This window comes from Saccharomonospora sp. NPDC046836 (genome assembly GCF_040645195.1).
GTDB lineage: Bacteria > Actinomycetota > Actinomycetes > Mycobacteriales > Pseudonocardiaceae > Prauserella_A.
Genome location: NZ_JBEYXW010000001.1, coordinates 513,360 through 532,182 on the forward strand (window position 1 = coordinate 513,360; position 18,823 = coordinate 532,182).

The following is an 18,823-nucleotide window of genomic DNA, read 5'->3' on the forward strand; positions in this document are numbered from 1 at the left end:
AGCGTTAACCTGAGCGGAGTTCCCCCCAACGTCAGAGAGGACAACGATGCAGATCATCGATACCGCGGCCATTGTCACGGGCGGCGCTTCCGGGCTGGGCGGGGCGACGGCCAGTGCACTCGCGGCGAAGGGGGCGCAGGTGTTCGCGCTCGACCTCGCCGCCTCGATCGAGAAGGCCGAGCAACTCGACGGCGTGACCTACGTCGAGGCCGATGTCACCGACCCGGACCAGGTCGGCACCGCCGTCGAGCGGGCAGCCGGCGCCGGTGCGCCGCTGCGCATCGTCGTCAACTGCGCGGGGATCGGTCCCTCGGCACGGATCCTGTCCCGCAAGGGCCGCCACGACCTCGACCTGTTCCGCAAGGTCATCGAGATCAACCTCATCGGTACGTTCAACGTCGTCACCATCGCCGCGGAAGCCATCGCGAAAACCGAACCGCTCGCCGACGACCAGCGCGGCGTCGTGATCAACACGGCGTCGGTGGCCGCGTTCGAGGGGCAGGTCGGCCAGATCGCCTACTCGGCCTCCAAGGGCGGGGTGGTCGGCATGACCGTGCCTGCCGCGCGCGACCTCGCCTCGCAGGGCATCCGGGTGATGACGATCGCGCCGGGCATCATCGACACCCCGATGCTGGCGACGGTGAGCGACGAGTACCGCGCGGGGCTGGCCTCCGGTGTGCCCTTCCCGAAGCGACTCGGCAGGCCCGACGAGTACGCCCAGCTGGCAGTCGACATCGTCGAGCACGACTACCTCAACGGCGAGGTCATCCGGCTCGACGGCGCCCTGCGCATGGCCCCGCGCTGACGGCGCCGGTCACAGGTCGCCCATGAAGGGGACGTCCCGCATGGCGGGACCCGTCATCCACTCCCGAAGGGTGCGGGTGGCCAGCACGTCGTCCTCGTTGTAGCGCAACAGACGCTCGCGCTGGGTGAGGTCGGGCACCCCACCGTCCATCCCCACCGCATCGCGGTACCAGCGCATCGACGCCTCGCCGCCGGCTTCCGGGTCCCGCCAGCGGAAGCCGGCGACGGGGGCGACGACCTTCAGTCCCTTGCCGTGCGAGCACAGGAACTGGTCGGAGACGCTGCGGAAGAGGTCGACCCACTCGTCGGAATCCACAAAGGACTGCATCTCTTCCCGGTCAGGAATGCCGTCGCTGCCTGCGAACCGCTCGATCGAGGCGTAGAGCCAGCGGTTCTCGGCAAGCGCGTTGTAGCAGTAGGCGCGGAAGGTCAGGCCGGCCGCGGCGGTGCGAGCGCGCACATCGGACAGCCACGCCCAGAACCCCGCGAACGAGCGCGCTTCATCGACAGTGGGCAGCGGTTCCCAGGTGACGAAGGAGCGATAGCCGGGCTCGGTGCCGATATCGGCACCGCTGAGCAGGCAACCCCACAGGTACGCACCCGAGTCGCCGAAGCTCTCCATGTCGATGTCGACCTCGACATCAGCACGCGGGACGCTGACCTCACCGACCCTGCGCACCACGGTGAGATCGGCAAGCCAGGCCCTGGCAAGCGCCACCGCGTCGCCGAACGTCGTGCCGGTCCACTGGATCGGCGACTCCTCCGCCGGGTTCAGCGCGGCCAGTTTGTCCACAGTGGAGACACCGCAGCGGCGCAGTTCCATCGCGTCCTCGCCGCGGACGACGAGGCTCACGTCCCGGATCCGCGTCAGCTCGGCCTCGCACACCGGCCACCACTGGCAGCGTCGGCACTCCAGCACCCGGGACGGCTCGGCAAGAGCCTCCTGCCTGCCGGCCGCGGCACGCGCGACGGCGAGCCGGTCGGCGAAGCGGGCGTCGTACTCCTCGAGCGTGCTGCGCCCGCCCGGCCAGGTCGGGGCGGCGAGGTCGTGCCACAGCACGACATCCGCGTCGAGCCCGATCACCCCGCCGATCGCCCGGACCGGCTCCGCGTCACCGGTGACCTCCAGCAACCGCCGGATGTGGGCCAGCCGCAACAGGTCCCGCGGATGCGAGCGAACCTTGCGTTCCGGGTCGGTGGTCGCCAGTGCGGGGTCCACCACCGTCATCGGCGTGGTGCGGGCACCCTCACCTGGATCGGTGATGCGGTGCCGCACGACGAGGACCGGCACGTACCCGTCGGCCGTGCGCACCAGCAGCTCGGCACCGCCACGCCTGCCACCCTCGTGATCGACCGGCAGCAGGCCGCCCCAGATGAACGGCACGCCCTCGTCCAGCGCGGTGCGCGTGAGCCCGACACGGTCCGCCGGCGGCAGCTCGACGGGGATCATCGCCCACGGTCCGCCAGTTGCCTCCCGCAGCCGTTCGGCGATGTCGGCCCGGTGCGCCCGCGCGTCGGCGATCCGCTGCTCGGCGGCCGGATCCGGCCGCGCGAGCGGGGCCTCCCGCATGGTCGGGTCGTTGTCGAGGTGCACCCGACGGCGACAGCGCGTGACCACGCCCGCGTCCAGCAGCACCTCGTTCGCCATGTGACCACTGTATGAGAGAGCACCGACACTCCAGAGCCGACGTGCCCCACCCGGTCACGACCAGTAAGTTCAACGTCAACCCACAGGTACGCGGAGGTGAGCACGGCGATGGCGCGCAAGGCCGGTAAGGCGGCGGACAAGGCCGCAGAGGAGTCGGGACTGACACCGCAGAAAGCCCGCAATGCCGTACGCGTGGCCAAGGTGATCGTCCCCGCGGCGCTACCCGTGCTCGCGCCGCTGGCGGTACGAGCTGCAGGCGTGGCCCGCGACGCCTACGACCACTACCAGGCACGCCGTATCGGAGTCGGTATCGAGCAGCTCGCCGAGTACGGCGGACGCGGCGGCGGGCTGCTCGCCCGCATCGCCGGCGCGGCCACCGGGCTCGACGAGCTGCGCCGCTCGCCCAAGACGGGCGAGGACGACGCAGCCTTCGCCGAGCGTAGCCAGGCCACACTGGAGCAGCTCGCCGCCTCGGTGCGGGCGGCCGAACGGATGCCGGCGACGCGGCGCAAGGCCGCGCACAAGGCGGTGGCCGCCGAACTCGACCACATCGAGAGCCAGCTCCTGCACCGCCTGGGCATCTAGCTTTTAGTCCCCCAAGGCCACCTTGGTCGCGTTGAACGCAACCAAGGTGGCCTTGGGGGACTTTTACTCAGCTGATGAAGCCCTTGTCGATCATCCACTCCCGCGCGACGTCCACCGGATCGCGTCCGTCCACATCGACCTGCTTGTTCAGCTCGATGATCTCCTGGTTGTTCAGCGCCGCCGCGACCGGTGCCATGACATCCGCGATCTGCGGGTACCGGTCGAGGAACTCCTTGCGCACCGTCACCGAGGCGTTGTACTGCGGGAAGAACTTCTTGTCGTCCTCCAGCACCCGCAGGTTGAGCCCGGCGATCCGGCCGTCGGTGGTGAAGACCTCGCCGAAGTTGCACGTGCCGCCCGCGATCGCGCTGTAGATCGCGCCGGTGCCGAAGGTCTTGGTCGTCGTCACCGGGAAGTCGTACATCTTGCGCACCCCGGGCATCCCGTCCGGCCTGCTGGCGAACTCGGTCTCCACACAGAACACCGCGTCCTGCGTGTTCTGCTTGAGGTAGTTGGCCATGTCCGTCGTGGTACGCAGGTTGTGCTGCTCGGCGAAGGCCTCCGTGGTGGCGAACGCATAGGTGTTGTTCACCTCCGAGTACGGCAGCCACACGATGCCGTTGCGCTCCAGATCCGCCTCGCGCACGGCCTCGTACTGCTGCGTCTCGTCCGGCAACGGCTTGTCGTAGCCCAGATAGGACAGCCAGCCGGTGCCCGTGTACTCCCACTGCAGGTCGATCTGCCCGTCCACCAGGGCATATCGGGCGCTGTTGGAGCCGTTGATGTTGGTGAGGTCGACGGCATTGGCCCCGGCGGCCTCCAGTGCGAGCTCGGCGATGTAGCCGAGCACGATCTGCTCGGTGAAGTCCTTGGAGCCGACCGTGACGTCGACCCCCTGCAGCTCGGGCACCGGCCGGATCGAGCCCGGCTGTACCTCGAACGGCAGTGCGGCGTTGACGGTCAGCCCGCAGGCCGACGTCGACAACATCAGCAGCGCGGCGCCGAGGACCGCGCGGAGCGTGCGCTTCATGACAGTCCCTTCGGTCCGAGGTACTCCTCCAGTACGGCGCCGAGCCAGTCGACCAGCAGCGCGAGCCCGACGGCCAGCACCGCGCCGACGACGAGCACCGGGACCCGGTTCAGCTTGTACCCGGTGTCGACGAGCTCGCCGAGCCCGCCGCCGTTGACGAAGAACGCCAGCGTCGCCGTGCCGACGGCCAGCACCAGCGATGTGCGCAGCCCGGCGAGGATCAGTGGTACCGCCAGCGGCAGCTCGATCCGCAGCAGCACCGCGGTGGCCGACATGCCGATGCCGCGACCGGCGTCGACGAGTGCCGGATCCACTGTCCGGATGCCGACGATCGTGTTGCGCAGCACCGGAAGCAGAGAGTAGAAGGCGATCGGCAACGCGGCCGCCCACAGCCCTTCCCAGCCGGTCCACAGGAAGAACAGCACGAGCACGCCGAGCGCGGGAGCGGCCTGGCCGATATTGGCGATGCCGATGAACAGCGGCGCCACCGGCCGTGCCCACGCCCGCGTGAGCATGACGCCGAGCGGCACGGCGACACCGACCACGATGGCCGCGACCACCAGCGCGATGAGCAGGTGCTCCCACGTCTTGGTGAGCAGGACCCCGGCCTGGATGGACTCGGCCTCGATGTCGTCGTTGTTACGGGTGAACGCCCAGGCGAGCACCAGGCCGACGATCACAACGACGGCGACGGGCTGGGCGAACAACCGCACGCGGTCGGCGCGGCGGGAACCCGACTCGGTGGAGAAGCCCTTGATCTCGGCGGTCCGGGTCACGAGACCTCGCTCCCCGCATCGTGCTCCTCGCGCAGCTGCTGGATGGTGGCCATCACCGTGTCGAGCTCGATCATGCCGATGTACTCGCCCCTGGAGCCGGTGACGGGCACCGCCCCGCCCTCGGCGAGCATGGCCTCCAGCGCATCGTGCAGTGTCGACTGCGTGGTCACCAGGTCGCCGATCGGCCTGCCGACCGTGCGCAGCGAAGCGGCGCTGCCCAGCTCACGGACGTGCACCCAGCGGAACGGACGCTTGCGCTCGTCGAGCACCAGCGCGAAGCTCCTGCGCTTGCCGGCCAGCTGCTCACGCAGTGCGGCAGGCGAGTCGTCGACGGTGGCCGTGATCGCCTCACCGGTCAGCTCGACCTCGCGGACCCGCAGCAGCGTGAGCTGCTTGAGCGAGGCGCCTGCCCCGACGAAACCGGCGACCATGTCGTTGGCGGGGTTGGCGAGGATGGCTTCCGGCGTGTCGTACTGCTGGATCGTGGACTGCTCGCCGAGCACCGCGATCTTGTCCCCGAGTTTGACGGCCTCGTCGAAGTCGTGCGTGACGAACACGATGGTCTTGCGCAGCTCGGTCTGCAGGCGCAGCAGCTCGTCCTGCAGGTTGCCGCGCGTGATGGGGTCGACCGCACCGAACGGCTCGTCCATCAGTAGCACCGGAGGGTCGGCCGCGAGCGCACGCGCCACGCCGACGCGCTGTTGCTGGCCGCCGGAGAGCTGGCGCGGGTAGCGGTCGCGGTACACGGCCGGGTCGAGGCCGATGAGATCGAGCATCTCGTCGACCCGGTCGCGGATGCGCTTGCGGTCCCAGTTGAGCAGCCCAGGCACGACGCTGATGTTCTGCGCGACGGTGAAGTGCGGGAAGAGCCCCGCCTGCTGGATCGCGTAGCCGACCTTGCGGCGCAACGCATCGGCGTTGAGCTTCAGCGCGTCCTCGCCACCGATCGTGATCGTGCCCGAGGTGGGCTCGATCAGCCGGTTGATCATTCGCATGGTGGTCGTCTTGCCGCAGCCGGACGGGCCGACCAGGATCACGATCTTGCCTGCCGGGATCGTCATGGTGAAGTCGCGCACCGCGGGCTCCCGGGTACCCGGGTAGCGCTTGGTGACGTTCGCCAACTGGATCTCGACGCCACTGACGTTCTCAGCCACGGATACCCCTTGAGACGGTGAAGCGAGCGATGAGGAAGTAGACGCCCTCGAGCAGCAGGGCGAGGACGACGACGCCGAGCGTGCCGGCGAGTGCCTGGTTGGTCGCGTTGGCGCTGCCGGCCCTGGTCAGCCCCGAGAAGACCTCACTGCCGAGGCCGGGTCCCTTGGCGTAGGCGGCGATCACCGCGATGCCCATCAGCATCTGCGTCGACACCCGCATGCCCGCCAGGATCGCCGGCCAGGCCAGCCGCAGCTCGACCCTGGTCAGCACCCCGAACCGGCTCATGCCAATGCCTTTGGCGGCGTCGGTGACCGCCGGATCGACCCCGGCGAGGCCGACGATCGTGTTCCGGGTGATCGGCAGCAGCGCGTACAGCACGAGCGCGATCACGGTGGGCAGCGCGCCGAGCCCGAAGAGCGGGATGAGCAGCCCCAGTAGCGCGAACGAGGGGATGGTGAGGATCGTGCTGGCCAGCGCCGTGGCAACCGCGGAACCAATGGGGCTGCGGTACACCGCGATCCCGATCAGCACCCCGATGGCCGCGGCGATGAGCGTGGACTGCACCACCTCGCTGACGTGCAGCCACGCCTGCAGTGACAGCCGATCCCACCTGTCGGCGACGTAGTCGAAGAGGTTCACGGCCTTCGGCCTCGCAGCCCGCGCCGCCTCGTCTTGGTCGCCGTACCCGTTCGTTCGGCGTGGATCTCCTCCAGCGCACGCATCATGTCGTCCTCTCTGAGCACCAGCGGATCGCGGCGCAGGTCGCGCCACAGCGATGCGCACAGCGCCACCATGACGAGCACGAACGGCACCGCGACCAGGATCGTCAGGTTCTGCAGGCCGGTCAGGGCGTCATCGCCGCCGACGAGCAACATCACCGCGGCCACGGCGCCCATGAGGACACCCCAGAACATCACCACGTTCCGGTGCGGTGCCACGGAGCCCCGCTGCGACAGCGTGCCCATCACCACCGACGCCGCGTCGGCGCCGGAGACGAAGAAGATGGACACCAGAATCATCACGAGCACCGCGATGGGGATGAACCACGGCAACTGCTCGAGCAGGGCGAACGTCGCGGCCTCCGAACCGCCGGCGCCCGCGATGTCGACGCCGCTGCGCTGCTGGTCGATCGCGGCACCGCCGAAGATCGCGAACCAGAGCAGGCTCACCACACTGGGCACGGCGATGACGCCGACGATGAACTGCCGAATGGTGCGGCCCCGGGAGATCCGCGCGATGAACATGCCGACGAACGGCGTCCAGGAGATCCACCAGGCCCAGTAGAAGATCGTCCAGCCGCCCAGCCAGGCCTGCATCTCATCGCCGCCGGTCACGCCCGCACGCCCGGACATCTCCGCGAGCTCACGGAAGTAGTCACCGATCGCGTTCGGAAGGAGGTTGAGGATCAGCACGGTCGGGCCGACGACGAGTACGAACAGCGCCACCACCGCGGCCAGAACCATGTTGATGTTGGAAAGCCATTGGATTCCCTTGGCGACGCCGGAGACGGCGGAGGCGATGAACGCCACCGTGAGGATCGCGATGATCGCCACCAGCAGCCCGGTGCCGGGCTCGTCGATCCAGCCGACCGCGCCGAGCCCGCCGCCCACCTGCAGTGCCCCGAGGCCGAGCGAGGCGGCCGAGCCGAAGAGCGTCGCGAAGATCGCCATCACGTCGATGGCCTTGCCGAGCGGCCCCTCGGTGCGGCGCTTGCCGATCAGCGGTTCGAACACCGAGCTGATGAGCTGGCTGCGGCCGCGGCGGAAGGTGCTGTAGGCGATGGCGAGGCCGACGACCGCGTAGATCGCCCACGGATGCACGGTCCAGTGGAACAAGGTCGTGGCCATCGCGGTGTGCACGGCCTCGTCGGAGTTCGGCGTCGCGGTGCCGGGTGGCGGCGCGGCCAGGTGCTGGACCGGTTCGTAGACCCCGAAGAACATCAGCCCGATCCCCATGCCGGCGCTGAACATCATCGCGATCCAGGAGGCCGTGCGAAACTCCGGCTTCTCCTCGTCCTGCCCCAGCTTGATCCGGCCGTAGCGGCTGATCGCCAGCGCCACCGCGAAGACGACGAACCCGCTCGCGGTGAGGACGAACGCCCAGCCGCCGTAGGGAATGACCGCGTCGTTGAGCAGCGTGTCCGCCACCGAGGCGAGGCTGCCGGGCGAGGCGATACCCCAGGCGATGATCGCCAGCGCGAGAACGGCGGCCACGCCGAACACGACGCGATCGGTCTCGGCCGGCTGATCGGCTCTGACCACGGGAGGCACGTGCTCGTCTGGGGCTCGACCGGCGGCGCCGGTCTCCCCCGGTGCGTTCGCACGGGCGGGCTCATCGACCACCGTCCGTGCTGCCAACCTGTCTTCTTCAGACTCTGCAGACATAGACACGCGCCTCAGGCAGGCGCGCCCTCCTTATCTATCTTTTAACCCGTTCGGGCCAGCACCCTGGTTTTTAATCGACCTACAGTTACGTATTGCTCGGAAATGAGCAACCTCGACTGAGCCGAACGCAGTCAGGATTTGACTGCAGATACCGGCCATCGCGAACCCTCTCGGACAACCTTCACGTGTGCCATACGCTGGGCCGGTGAGCAGGCGATCAGGACCCCGCGCCGCGTTGCGGACCGCGCGCGGAATCCTGCTCGCGACCTGCTCCGCTGCACTCTCCGTGAGCGCGCACGCACTCGGCGGCGGGCACCTGCCGGACGCACCCACAACGGTGTTGCTGTCGGCACTGATCGGCTGGGCCGCGACCGCGGCCGCGGACCGCACCCGCGGTGTGACCGGTGTCATGGCCGTGCTGGGTACGGGTCAGCTGCTCCTGCACGTCGCGCTCGCCGGCATGTCCGGGCACTCAAGCACCAGTGCCGCCATGATCGCGGCGCACGTGGTGGCCACCGCCTGCACAGCGCTGCTGATCGCGCATGCGGAATCGATGCTCGCCGTGGCTGTGGCTGCACTCGAACTGCTGCTGCCACGCGTGTCGGTAACAGTGCCGGTACCACCGGCCACGGCACGACCCGCAGCGGTCCGCCCCGTGGACCTCACTCCGTTGGCGCAACGACTGCTGCGCAGTGTGCACGGCAGGCGCGGGCCACCCCGGTACTCCTGAAACCCCGCTTCACCACTCGGATCACTTCATTTCAGGAGAACCACTCAACATGTCGACATATCGACTGCTGGGCCGTGCTCGCACGGTCGCAGCAGGCACGGGACCACTGCGCGTCGTTGTTGTCGCGATGATCGCGCTGCTGGCACTCTTCGGCGCCGCTGGCCCCGCCCTCGCACACAACACACTCGTCTCGTCCGATCCGGCCAAGGGAGCCCGGCTGGACAGCGCACCCTCCACGATCACGCTGACCTTCGACCAGGCGATGCAGGACGCGGACGTCAACCAGATCGCGCTCACCGCACCCGACGGCGCGCAGGTACCCGTGGGCCAGCCGCGCATCGAACGCAACGTGCTGAGCGCATCGATTCCCGCGCTCACCGCAGCCGGCGAGTACATCATCGGGTTCCGCATCCTGTCCGCCGACGGGCATCCGGTGACCGACGAGATCCGCTTCACGCTGACTACCGCGGCCGCGAGCAGCAGCAGTGCTCCGCAGTCGCAGTCGTCGCCTGCCACGACGCAGCCACCCACCTCGGCCCCGGTCGCGCCACAGGCCGACAACGGGGGTGACTCCTCGTCCGGCCTGCCCGTGTGGGTGTGGGTCGTCGGCGCGGCGGTACTGCTCGCCGTCGGGGTGACCGTGGCACTGCGGATGGGCAGGACGTCAGGGGACAAGCAGGAATGACCCGAGCCGAGACCACCTCGCAGACCAGTTACGGCGCACTGCTGAGCGTTCTCGCGGCCGCCGTCGCCGGTGTGCTCATCGGCATCGCGCTGACCGCGACCACGCCGGTCAGCGGCGTCGCCCAGGTCAGCGAGGTGGTCTCGGTCGGCATCCCGATCGTCCGCGTGCTGCTCGACATCGCGGCCGTCACCGCGATCGGGCTGGCACTGCTGGCGGTACTCGTCGGCTATGACCGGCCCAAGCTCACCGAGCCTGCGCTCGCCCGCGCCCGGCCAGTGGCCGTCGCGGCGGCATTGGTCTGGGCCGTCGCCGCGCTGATCACGCTGGTGCTGCAGACGGCGGAGTTCCGCCCTGGCTCCGGCACGGTCGGCCTCGGCGACATCTGGGACTACATCATCACGGTCGGCGCGGGCAAGGCCCTGCTGGTCGTCGCGGTGCTGGCACTCGGGCTGGCCGCACTGAACGTGCTCGCCATGCGGCACGGCGAGAAGGTACCCGCCGAGGTCAGGGTCGGGCTCGGGCTGTTCGCGCTGCTCCCGCTCCCGGTCACCGGCCACGCGGCGAACTGGTCGTTCCACGACTACACGATGATCTCGATGGAGCTGCACGTGATGAGCGCCGTCGCGTGGACAGGTGGGCTCGGCGCGATGGTCACCCTGCTCGCCACGAACCGCACGCTGCTGGCACACGCGCTGCCCCGGTTCTCCAAGCTCGCGACGCTGTGCCTGATCGTTTCCGCTGCGACCGGGCTGTTCAACGGGCTCGTCGAGATCAACCTCAACCCGACGATGGACCTGTGGACCGGGCTGTTCACCACGCCATACGGCCAGCTCGTGGTACTCAAGGTGGCGTGCACGGCCGGCATCGCCGCGTTCGGCGCGCACGCGCGCTGGCAGCTCCTGCCGCGGATCATCCGGCACCAGCGGACCGCGTTCGCCATGTGGGCGACGCTCGAGCTGCTCGTGATGGGCCTCGCCTTCGGCTTCGCCGTGGTCCTGACCCGCGCCGCAGTGGCCTGAACCGGCTCCGTTCGCCTTCACGCACTGCTCCACTCGGCGCAACTTCGCTTGATTCGTACGTCCCACCTCGGCCCCCTGCGCCATGATCACGCACGGCGAACGTGCGCTTCGGTGACAGGAGTACGTGTGACGACCAACCCGTCCTTGCCACGCCAGCGCAGCGGCCTCACCGCAGGCTCGCGCGCGCAGGCGCCGGTACCGCGGCAGTTGAAGCGACCACCCGCCTGGTTCACCAACCGCGCCACCGAGCTGCGCACACTGAACCGGCTACTCGACACCGCCGGTGATCGCCCCGCGGTGCAGGTCATCAGCGGGCCTGGCGGCATGGGCAAGACAGCACTCGCCCTGCGCTGGCTGAACGAATTCGCCGGGGAGTTCCCCGACGGGCAGCTGTACGCGAACCTCCGTGGGTTCGACCGGTCGGGCCCGGTGGAGACCGGCGAACTGCTGGGACAGTTCCTGCGCGCGCTCGGCGTGCCGCACAGTCAGGTGCCGCTCGACGTCGAGGAGCAAGGCGGGCTGTACCGCACGCTCACCGCCACCACACCGATGCTGGTCCTGCTCGACGACGCCGCGTCCGAGGCACAGGTGCGGCCGCTGATCCCGGCCGCGGCAGGCAGCGTCGTCGTGGTCACCAGCAGGCGCACGCTCGGCGGGCTGGCCGTCGACGAGGGCGCGGCACTGCTGACGCTCGAACCGTTCAGCGCCGACCACTCGATGACGCTCCTGCTGAACACTCTCGGTAGTGCTCGCGTGGATACTGAACGTGCACATGCCACGACAATCGTCCGCCTCACCGCGGGACTGCCGATCGCGCTGTGCTCGGTAGCGGGACGGCTGGCTGCGAAACCCAAGGCTTCGCTGGCCAGGACCGCCGGTGAGCTCAGTGCGGGCCGGCGCCGCCTCGCGGTGCTCTCGGCGGGCAAGGAGGAGGACTCGGTGCGGGCCTCGTTCGATCTCGCCTACCAGGCGCTGCCGGCACCGGCGGCCCGGCTGTACCGGCTGCTCGGCCTGCATCAGGGGGCCGAGTTCGGTGCCGGGGTAGCGGCCGCCGCCGTGCAGGGATCGGTGGCGGGCACGCTGCCGATACTCGACGAGCTCGTCGAGGTGAACATGCTGAGCGAGCCCGACGAGGGTCGCTACGCCTTCCACGACCTGTACCGGCTGCACGCCGTCGAGAAGGCCGAGGAGCACGACAGCGGCGACGACCGGGACGCGGCGCAGCGCCGGATCCTCGAGTGGTACCTGCACGCGGCACGGTCGACCGCTCATCTGGTGACGGCCGACCAGGACCCGATCCCCTACGAGTTCGCCTACCGGCGCGCGGACCCGGCCGCGCTGCCCGCCGAGGACGAGGCACTGGACTGGCTGGAGCGGGAACGGACCAACCTCATCGCCGCCGTGCAGGCCGCGGCTCAGCTGGGCATGCCGGCCCTGGCCTGGCAGCTAGCCGACTCGATGTGGCCGCTGTTCCTGCTGCGCAAGCACTACCGGGACTTCCTCACCGTGAGCCAGCTCGGTGTTCGCTGTGCTCGGCAATGGGGCAACAACGCCGCCGAGGTTCTCATGCACAACCGCTGCGGCGCCGCATGCCGGGGCGCGGGACGCTTCGCCGAGGCCGCCGAGCACTACCGTGCCGCACTCGCCGCACTGCCGCCGGACGGTGACCAGACAGCCGCCATCAGGTCCGTCGAAGGCCTCGGCCTGATCGCGCTCGCCCAGGGCAGGCACGCCGACGCGCTGGTGGAGTTCACCGACGACCTGCGCCGGTCCCGCGAGCTGGACCGGCCGCACGACGTGGCGCTGGCGCTGGTGAACGTCGGCGTCACGCAGACGAAGCTCGGCCGCATCGGCGACGCGGTCGACAGTCTCGAACAGGCCAGGACACTGCTGACCGGGCAGGGCGACTCCTACAACGTCGCCCGCGCTCGCATCGACCTCGCCCGCGCGCTGGCCCGCGACGGCCGGTTCACCGAAGCGACCGAGCATGTCACCTCGGCAAGGGAGGCCATGGGCACGCACGGCTCGGCCTTCGAGGAGGCACGCGCGCTCCAGGTGCTGGCCGAGATCGCGGAGCTCTCCGGGCAGGCGGAGGAGGCACGGCAGCGGTACGAGGCGGTGCTGCCGATCTTCACGGAACTGGGCAGGCCCGAGGCCGGGGAGGTCCGCGAGCGCCTGCGGCAGACACAAAACCCCAGCTAATCACGCGCTGTGGCTGCAAATTGCTCATTCGGACCAGGGAATGGGACACCCGGAGTGATTAGCCCCGCCGAAATTGTCACGCGCAGCCATCACATTTCGAGGAAACGGCGAGCGGTCAGTTCCTGTCGCTGAATGAAGTCGAAATGGAACGTTCAGCGGTACCGGAGCCAGCGCGTGTGGTTGCGGCCTGCCCGCAGGTCGTCCAGCCGGCGCCGCAGCTCCCACCGGACCGGCGGATGGCTACGCATGATCGGCAGCACGCTCGTGGTCAGCTTGAGCTCCCTGGCGGCCCGCAGCACGGGGAACCCCTCCCAGGTCGCAACGTCGAAGCCGTAGCTCTCGGCGAGCCTGCGGTACCAGTGGGCAGGGTCGCCGAACCGCTCCCTGCCGACGGCCAGCGGCGTCAGGTCCCATTCTGGCGGCCCGGCGCACGCGGAGTCGAAGTCGCACAGGACAGGGCCATCGGGACCGACGATGACGTTGCCGGGATGCGCGTCGCCGTGTAACAGCGCCGACGGCAACGGAAACGTCAGCTCGGTCAGCGCTGCCTCGACCTCGGCACACCGCCCCAGCAGGAACCGCCGGTCGGCGGCGCCGAGCTCCTCCGCATCGGACACGCGTGCCCGCACGTCGGCCAGCGGTGCCCACCGTTCGAGCCCTTCCGGTGGGGCGAGTGCGTGGACCTGGCGAAGCAGCGTGGCCAGTTGCGCCGCCGTGGCCTGCCCGCCCGTGCCGGGCACCTTGTCCCACACCGTCACCACGTGCTCGCCGATCCGCAGCGGCTGGTCGACACCGGAGACCAGACGGATCGCCGGCACACCATGGCGAGCGAAGTACTTGGCGACGAGAACCACCTTGCGTGCCCGGTGGCGCAGTGCGCGTGACCCGACGATCCGCACGACCACGGGGTCGGCAGCCAGCGAGTAGACGGCGTTGTTGGTGAACCGCAGCAGCGCCGCGCCACGCGGATCCAGGCCGAGCCGGGTGCACGTCTCGTGCAGCACCTGGTCCAGCTTCTCCCTGGTGAATCGCCCGTCCAAGGACGTCCCCGACGCACCCCCGCGCTGCTACGCGAAGAACGCGGTCATCCTTTCCCACAGCTCACGCGCATCGGCGTTGTTGCTGCGCCGGGCCGCCTCGTCCTTCAGCGGCTGCATCCGCTGCTCGATGCGGGCCGACTTGAGCCCCTCGGCACAGTCCAGCGCCTTACCGCCGACCTTGGAGCCCTGGTCGATGTCACCGTCGATCATGTGGTTGGTCGCCAGCATGCTGTAGCTGAAGGTCTTGCTGCGGGCCATGTCGTCGCCGTAGGCCTCGATCGCCCTGGTCAGTGCCGGGATCGCGTACTTGGTGTGCGAGGCGTCCGCCTGCTGCGCGAGGGCGGTGTGCACGGTGCCGATCATGGCGTAGACATCGGTCTCGTTGAAGAACTTCACCCAGGACTCCGCGTTGGCGAGGTCGGCGCGGGCGAACTCGTCCCTGGTCCGGCCCAGCAGCTTCACGGCCTGCTCGGCGTTGCCCATCATCGCGTAGGCCCAGGCCTCGTTGGCGCACAGCACGGCGACGGCGAGCTCGGAACCGGATTCCTGCGCCGCGATCTGGCCGAGCTGGAACAGCTTCAGCGCGTCGTTCGGGGCTTCCTGGTGCAGGTAGACGCGACCCATCCGGTACAGGATGTTGGCGACCAGCGGGTGGTTCTCGCCCTGCTTGGCGAGGTCGAGCGCGTTGGCGAAGTGCCCGCGCGCGGAGTCGATGAGCCCGATGTCGAACGACGTCCAGCCAGCGAGGCTGTGCAGGTCGGCGAGCGCCACGAACAGGCGGGACTTGACGGGGTCGGTGCCGTTGGCCTGCAGCATCTGCTGTCCCCATGACAGCTGTGCGACGACGGCGTCCCGGCAGAAACCGCCGCCGTACTGGTAGTCGAGTGCGCGCAGCGCGCGCGTTGCCGCTTCCACCTGGCGTACGTCAGTCAAACCGATCCGCCCAGGTGCTGGGGTCCTTGCGGGACTCGCCGCCCAGGCTTCGGACGCAGGCCCGAAGACTGCGGCCCCCATCGTCACCTGCGCGGCGTGCGCGAGGAACTTCCGCCGTTTCACGGACTCGTCCTCCTCAGCCTGCTTCTCGTCGGCCGCGCCGACGACCTGAATCTCCGTGGCCTCGTCGTAGGCGAGGCCCATGTATCCCCGTGGGATCCCGAGGCCTGCGGAGATCCTGGCCAGCACGTCGTAGGCCATCACCTGGCGTCCCTTGAGAATCTCCGAGACCTCGGACTGTGACTGGCCGGTCATCGCGGCGATCTGGCGCTGCGAGACACCGTGTTTACGCAGCTGGCGGTAGACCTCGCTGATGCTTCGACCAGCAAGCGCCTCCCGCATCTCCGGGACTTCCCAGAGCTTCGGGTTGATGCGGCCCTGCTTGGCGTCACCTGTGTCCATGTGCGGCCCTCCACAGTCCTGTCGGGCTTCGGTAAGCAGCGTAGGCACGAGTATTCAACCGTGCGAAACGCTGTTTGCGCCCGCTGATCGGCCCGGCCGAACTCCCCTGACCGCTTAACGTGGAACTCGGGCCGGTCGCCGCTATGACGCCCACCAAGCCTTCTTTCGTCGTTCTTTTCGTCGCAATGTAGTTCGCAGATCTCCGTGGTCGGACGAACACCGACCGCAATCACGGAGACCCACGAGAACAGGAACAGACTTGAGCGCCCGGCGCGCCGTCGCCCGGGACCAGAGCGGAGAGGACGTGAAGCTCGTGCACTCAATCACAGCAGGACGCGCTGCGACCAGCACGGCGTCCGTGTCCCGTGGGCCCGTCGGCGAGCGTGCGCGCCAGCCCCTGCCAGCAGCGTCGTCAGCGTCGGCAGCGTCGGTGTCGGACCCCCGCGCCACCAGTGTCCGCAGGTACGAGGGCGGGCAGGTCGTGTGGCGTGTGCAGTGCGGCGACCTGATCAGCCGCGAGCGATGCGTGACGGTGTTCGTGGACGACAACGAAGTGGTTCTCGTCGGGCCTCCCGGTGAGACCGCACGGCTGACGGCCGGCCAGCTCGGCCAGCTGCGGGCCGCTCTCAACGAAGCCGCCAAACTGGCGGAAAGGTGACGGTGAGTTTCCAGGTGGATCAGATCCTCGGGCAGGTTCTCCGCAACGCTGTGTGGGAACGCCTCGACATGCTCTCCGACCTCGCGAACCGCGCTGATGCCTCCTCCCTCGTCTCCGTGGCACGCTCCGAACTGCCCCGGCTGACCGAGGGCTGGCGTGCCATGCTGCGGGCGCACGAGCCGGATGAGCGCGGCGACTGCCCCACCTGCTCCACCAGGTGGCACCGCTACAAGGCGCCGTGTTCGGTGTGGCAGGTCGCGCACGAACACCTGGTCGCCGGAGGTTTGGCTCCCCAGCAGGTAACGCACCGCCGGGGACGCCGTCGTGCGGCAGCGGCCGCACAAACCCATACGGTCCCCGCTGCGGCCGAGAACCGGTCGGTCCCGCGGCAGGCGGGCAAGCACGCCCTGGTCCCCCCACCTGCCATTGCCGGCGGCCCCGCCCGGTAGCGCCCCGAGACGGCGAGTTCTCTCGCCAAGGTCGGCAGCCGGTTCGTCCGTACCCCCGAGCGCGATGAGCCGGTTGCCGGCCACCCCCGGTCCCCACCGGTCGGCGATTAATCGAAAAAAGGGTGGTTCAAACCCTAGCGAAGGCCGTAATCCGTCGTTAGGTTTGACCCGAATGTCCACCCCCATAACTTCAGATCGCGCGCTAGTGGAACCCCCGACCACGGCGCGCCCCAGAACTCCGCGGGCCGGTGCCGTTGCACTCCCCCTCCCCCGACCGGCACCGGTCCGCGGTCCTCAACACTGGCACCGGTCGGCCTGTCACTCGACCGGGAAGCGCTCCCTGGGCACGATAAAGTCGCTGGTCTGCACAGCGAGGGAGCACGACGTGTCCGAGAACCACGCAGCGACGACGCCCGAGAGCACCCCCCTGCGCCGGCAGCCGGTGCAGCAGCGCAGCGCCAAACGCGTTGAACGCATGCTGGACGCTGCCGCCGAACTCTTGCAGGAGATCGGGTACGACGCCCTGACCACGACCCTGATCGCCAAGCGTGCCGGAGTGGCGGTGGGCTCGCTCTACCAGTTCTTCCCGGACAAACGTGCGGTCGTGCAGGCACTCACCCAGCGGAACCTGGAACGGTTCGTCACGGCGGTCAGTGAGCGGCTCGGCAACATGGAACACGGCCACTGGTGGGACGTGGTGGACTCACTGCTGGACATCTACCTGCAGATGCACCGCGAGGTGCCGGGCTTTTCCCAGGTCCATTTCGGCGACGTGGTGGATGTGCGGCTGCTCGACGACCGGCGCACGAACAACCGGGTCATCACGGACGCACTGGCCAACTTGGTGACCAACCAGGTCGACCTGCCACCGGAGCAGCTGACCCTGCCCATCTCGATCGCGGTCGAAGCCGCCGACGGGCTGCTGAACTTCGCCTTCCGCAACGATCCCCATGGCGACCCCGAGGTGCTCGCCGAGACGAAGGCGCTGATCAAGGGATACCTGGCGAGCCGTTTCGGTGAGTGATCAGCCGAAGGACTGCCCTTCGCCCCGGTAGGTCGGCACGGTGCACTCGACCCGGTCACCCTGGACGAGGTGGTAGTGCGTGAACCGCTCGGCGAGCTCGCCGGCCTTGGCATGCCGGAACCACACCCTGTCGCCGAGCCGCAGTTGCTCTGCGGCCGCGCCGGTCACCGGTGTCTGGACCTCACCCGCACCCTCGACCCCGAGCAGCCGCAGGCCCGTGGGCAGGTACGGCGTCGGCAGCCGGGATGGGCCGGCCTGACCGGATGCGACGTAACCGCCGGAGTACAGCGTGGCGATCAGGCGGGCTGGCCTGTGCACCACGGGCAACGCGAACAGCGCCGCCGGCTTCGGGCGGAACCGCGAGTAGCCCGCGAACAAGGCAGGCCCGGTCAGCCCGGAACCCGCAGCGACCTCGGTGACCGACCGCTCCGCACTCGTGGTCTCCAGGCTGCCCGTGCCGCCACCGTTGACGAACTCCAGCGGCGCCACGGCACGCACCGCGTCGACGACCGCCGCGCGGCGTGCTGCCAGCTCCGTCGCCGATCGCCGCTGCATCCAGCGGATGACCTCGCCGCGCACGCCGGGCGCACCATCCGGAATGCCGGCGATCTGCCCCTCGTACGCCATGAGCCCGACGAGCCGGAAACCCGGCCGGGCAGCCACCTTTCGCGCGAGGTCAACAGCCTGGCGCGAGGTGAACACCGGCGAGCGGCGGGCGCCGACGTGCAGTCCCGGTAGTGGGCGCCAGGAAGCGTCGAGTTCGAGGCACACCCGGATCTCGGGATGGTGGCTGCCCAGCGCGGCGTCCACGACATCGAGATGGGCGGTGGAGTCGATCATGATCGTGATCGCCGCGCGAGCGGCATCGTCCGCCGCGAGCCTGCGCAGCGCGCCGTGGTCGACCGTCGGGTAGGCGACCACGAGATCATCGGTCGTGCCCTGCTCGAACAGCCACAGCGCCTCGGCGAGCGAGTAGCTGAGCACACCCGCGAACCCGTACCGTGCCAGTGCCCGCTCCAGCAGGTGCCGGCAGCGCACCGACTTGCTCGCCACGCGCACCGGCAGGCCGGCGGCCCGCCGCACCAGCTCATCGGCGTTCGCGTCGAAGGCCGCGAGATCCACGATCGCCAGTGGCGGATCGAGGTCCTTCGTCGCGACGTCGTACGCCGTGGCGTTTACTGAGGTCACAAGCTCAGGCTACGTCAGAAAACCTTGAAACACGAAACAAATTCACTTATT

At 69.2% G+C, this 18,823-nt stretch carries 18 protein-coding genes; 9 read left to right on the forward strand and 9 right to left on the reverse strand.

Annotated elements, in window-relative coordinates:
* The first annotated feature begins 46 nt into the window (after positions 1-46).
* A complete protein-coding gene (locus tag ABZ863_RS02580) occupies positions 47-805 on the forward strand; it encodes an SDR family NAD(P)-dependent oxidoreductase (protein ID WP_358530120.1) in 759 nt (252 codons plus the stop codon).
* 9 nt (positions 806-814) lie between these two features.
* Here ABZ863_RS02580 and ABZ863_RS02585 read toward each other — a convergent pair whose 3' ends face one another.
* On the reverse strand, positions 815-2,452 hold the full coding sequence (locus tag ABZ863_RS02585) for a TM0106 family RecB-like putative nuclease (protein WP_358530122.1): 1,638 nt from the start codon (positions 2,450-2,452) through the stop codon (positions 815-817).
* Positions 2,453-2,560: 108 nt separating this feature from the next.
* On the opposite strand from ABZ863_RS02585, the gene ABZ863_RS02590 reads away from it, so the two are divergent.
* Positions 2,561-3,037, forward strand: a complete 477-nt coding sequence (locus ABZ863_RS02590; protein WP_358530508.1) for a DUF6474 family protein — start codon at positions 2,561-2,563, stop codon at positions 3,035-3,037.
* 67 nt (positions 3,038-3,104) lie between these two features.
* Here ABZ863_RS02590 and ABZ863_RS02595 read toward each other — a convergent pair whose 3' ends face one another.
* From ABZ863_RS02595 to ABZ863_RS02615, 5 genes are read right to left on the reverse strand one after another with little or no spacing between them, the layout of a single operon-like run.
* Positions 3,105-4,067, reverse strand: a complete 963-nt coding sequence (locus ABZ863_RS02595; protein WP_358530124.1) for a glycine betaine ABC transporter substrate-binding protein — start codon at positions 4,065-4,067, stop codon at positions 3,105-3,107.
* The gene (locus tag ABZ863_RS02600; protein ID WP_358530127.1) at positions 4,064-4,843 is read right to left on the reverse strand and encodes an ABC transporter permease; all 780 of its coding nucleotides are present in this window, start codon (positions 4,841-4,843) and stop codon (positions 4,064-4,066) included. Before ABZ863_RS02600 ends, ABZ863_RS02595 begins: the two co-directional genes overlap by 4 nt.
* Positions 4,840-5,997: an ATP-binding cassette domain-containing protein gene (locus tag ABZ863_RS02605; protein ID WP_358530129.1), complete on the reverse strand. Its 1,158-nt coding sequence runs from the start codon at positions 5,995-5,997 to the stop codon at positions 4,840-4,842. Before ABZ863_RS02605 ends, ABZ863_RS02600 begins: the two co-directional genes overlap by 4 nt.
* Positions 5,990-6,637 (reverse strand): ABC transporter permease, encoded by a 648-nt coding sequence (locus ABZ863_RS02610; protein ID WP_358530131.1) that lies wholly within the window; start codon positions 6,635-6,637, stop codon positions 5,990-5,992. The genes ABZ863_RS02605 and ABZ863_RS02610 overlap by 8 nt, the downstream gene beginning before the upstream one ends.
* Entirely contained in the window at positions 6,634-8,382 is a 1,749-nt protein-coding gene (locus ABZ863_RS02615; protein WP_358530133.1) for a BCCT family transporter, read from the reverse strand. The genes ABZ863_RS02610 and ABZ863_RS02615 overlap by 4 nt, the downstream gene beginning before the upstream one ends.
* 205 nt (positions 8,383-8,587) lie before the next feature.
* Here ABZ863_RS02615 and ABZ863_RS02620 point away from each other — a divergent pair, with 205 nt between their 5' ends.
* The 4 genes from ABZ863_RS02620 to ABZ863_RS02635 all read left to right on the forward strand — a co-directional run bounded on the left by ABZ863_RS02620 (position 8,588) and on the right by ABZ863_RS02635 (position 13,018).
* Positions 8,588-9,112, forward strand: coding sequence for a hypothetical protein (locus ABZ863_RS02620; RefSeq protein ID WP_358530135.1), 525 nt, complete (start codon positions 8,588-8,590; stop codon positions 9,110-9,112).
* A gap of 49 nt (positions 9,113-9,161) precedes the next feature.
* A complete protein-coding gene (locus ABZ863_RS02625; RefSeq protein ID WP_358530138.1) occupies positions 9,162-9,797 on the forward strand; it encodes a copper resistance CopC family protein in 636 nt (211 codons plus the stop codon).
* Positions 9,794-10,816 (forward strand): CopD family protein, encoded by a 1,023-nt coding sequence (locus ABZ863_RS02630; RefSeq protein WP_358530141.1) that lies wholly within the window; start codon positions 9,794-9,796, stop codon positions 10,814-10,816. Before ABZ863_RS02625 ends, ABZ863_RS02630 begins: the two co-directional genes overlap by 4 nt.
* A gap of 126 nt (positions 10,817-10,942) precedes the next feature.
* On the forward strand, positions 10,943-13,018 hold the full coding sequence (locus ABZ863_RS02635) for a tetratricopeptide repeat protein (RefSeq protein ID WP_358530143.1): 2,076 nt from the start codon (positions 10,943-10,945) through the stop codon (positions 13,016-13,018).
* A 152-nt stretch (positions 13,019-13,170) separates the two neighbouring features.
* Here the strand turns inward: ABZ863_RS02635 and ABZ863_RS02640 are convergent, their stop codons facing one another.
* Together ABZ863_RS02640 and ABZ863_RS02645 are read right to left on the reverse strand one after the other, a co-directional pair.
* On the reverse strand, positions 13,171-14,058 hold the full coding sequence (locus tag ABZ863_RS02640) for an aminoglycoside phosphotransferase family protein (RefSeq protein ID WP_358530146.1): 888 nt from the start codon (positions 14,056-14,058) through the stop codon (positions 13,171-13,173).
* A 27-nt stretch (positions 14,059-14,085) separates the two neighbouring features.
* Positions 14,086-15,453, reverse strand: coding sequence for a helix-turn-helix transcriptional regulator (locus ABZ863_RS02645; protein ID WP_358530148.1), 1,368 nt, complete (start codon positions 15,451-15,453; stop codon positions 14,086-14,088).
* Positions 15,454-15,757: 304 nt separating this feature from the next.
* On the opposite strand from ABZ863_RS02645, the gene ABZ863_RS02650 reads away from it, so the two are divergent.
* From ABZ863_RS02650 to ABZ863_RS02660, 3 genes are all read left to right on the forward strand, one after another.
* Complete coding sequence (locus ABZ863_RS02650) at positions 15,758-16,111, forward strand: hypothetical protein (protein ID WP_358530510.1); 354 nt, start codon at positions 15,758-15,760, stop codon at positions 16,109-16,111.
* Between the two features lie 14 nt (positions 16,112-16,125).
* On the forward strand, positions 16,126-16,560 hold the full coding sequence (locus tag ABZ863_RS02655; RefSeq protein ID WP_358530512.1) for a hypothetical protein: 435 nt from the start codon (positions 16,126-16,128) through the stop codon (positions 16,558-16,560).
* Positions 16,561-16,945: 385 nt separating this feature from the next.
* A complete protein-coding gene (locus tag ABZ863_RS02660) occupies positions 16,946-17,584 on the forward strand; it encodes a TetR family transcriptional regulator (RefSeq protein WP_358530151.1) in 639 nt (212 codons plus the stop codon).
* On the opposite strand, the gene ABZ863_RS02665 is transcribed toward ABZ863_RS02660, so the two are convergent.
* Positions 17,585-18,772 (reverse strand): amino acid deaminase/aldolase, encoded by a 1,188-nt coding sequence (locus ABZ863_RS02665; protein WP_358530153.1) that lies wholly within the window; start codon positions 18,770-18,772, stop codon positions 17,585-17,587.
* Positions 18,773-18,823 lie beyond the last annotated feature (51 nt).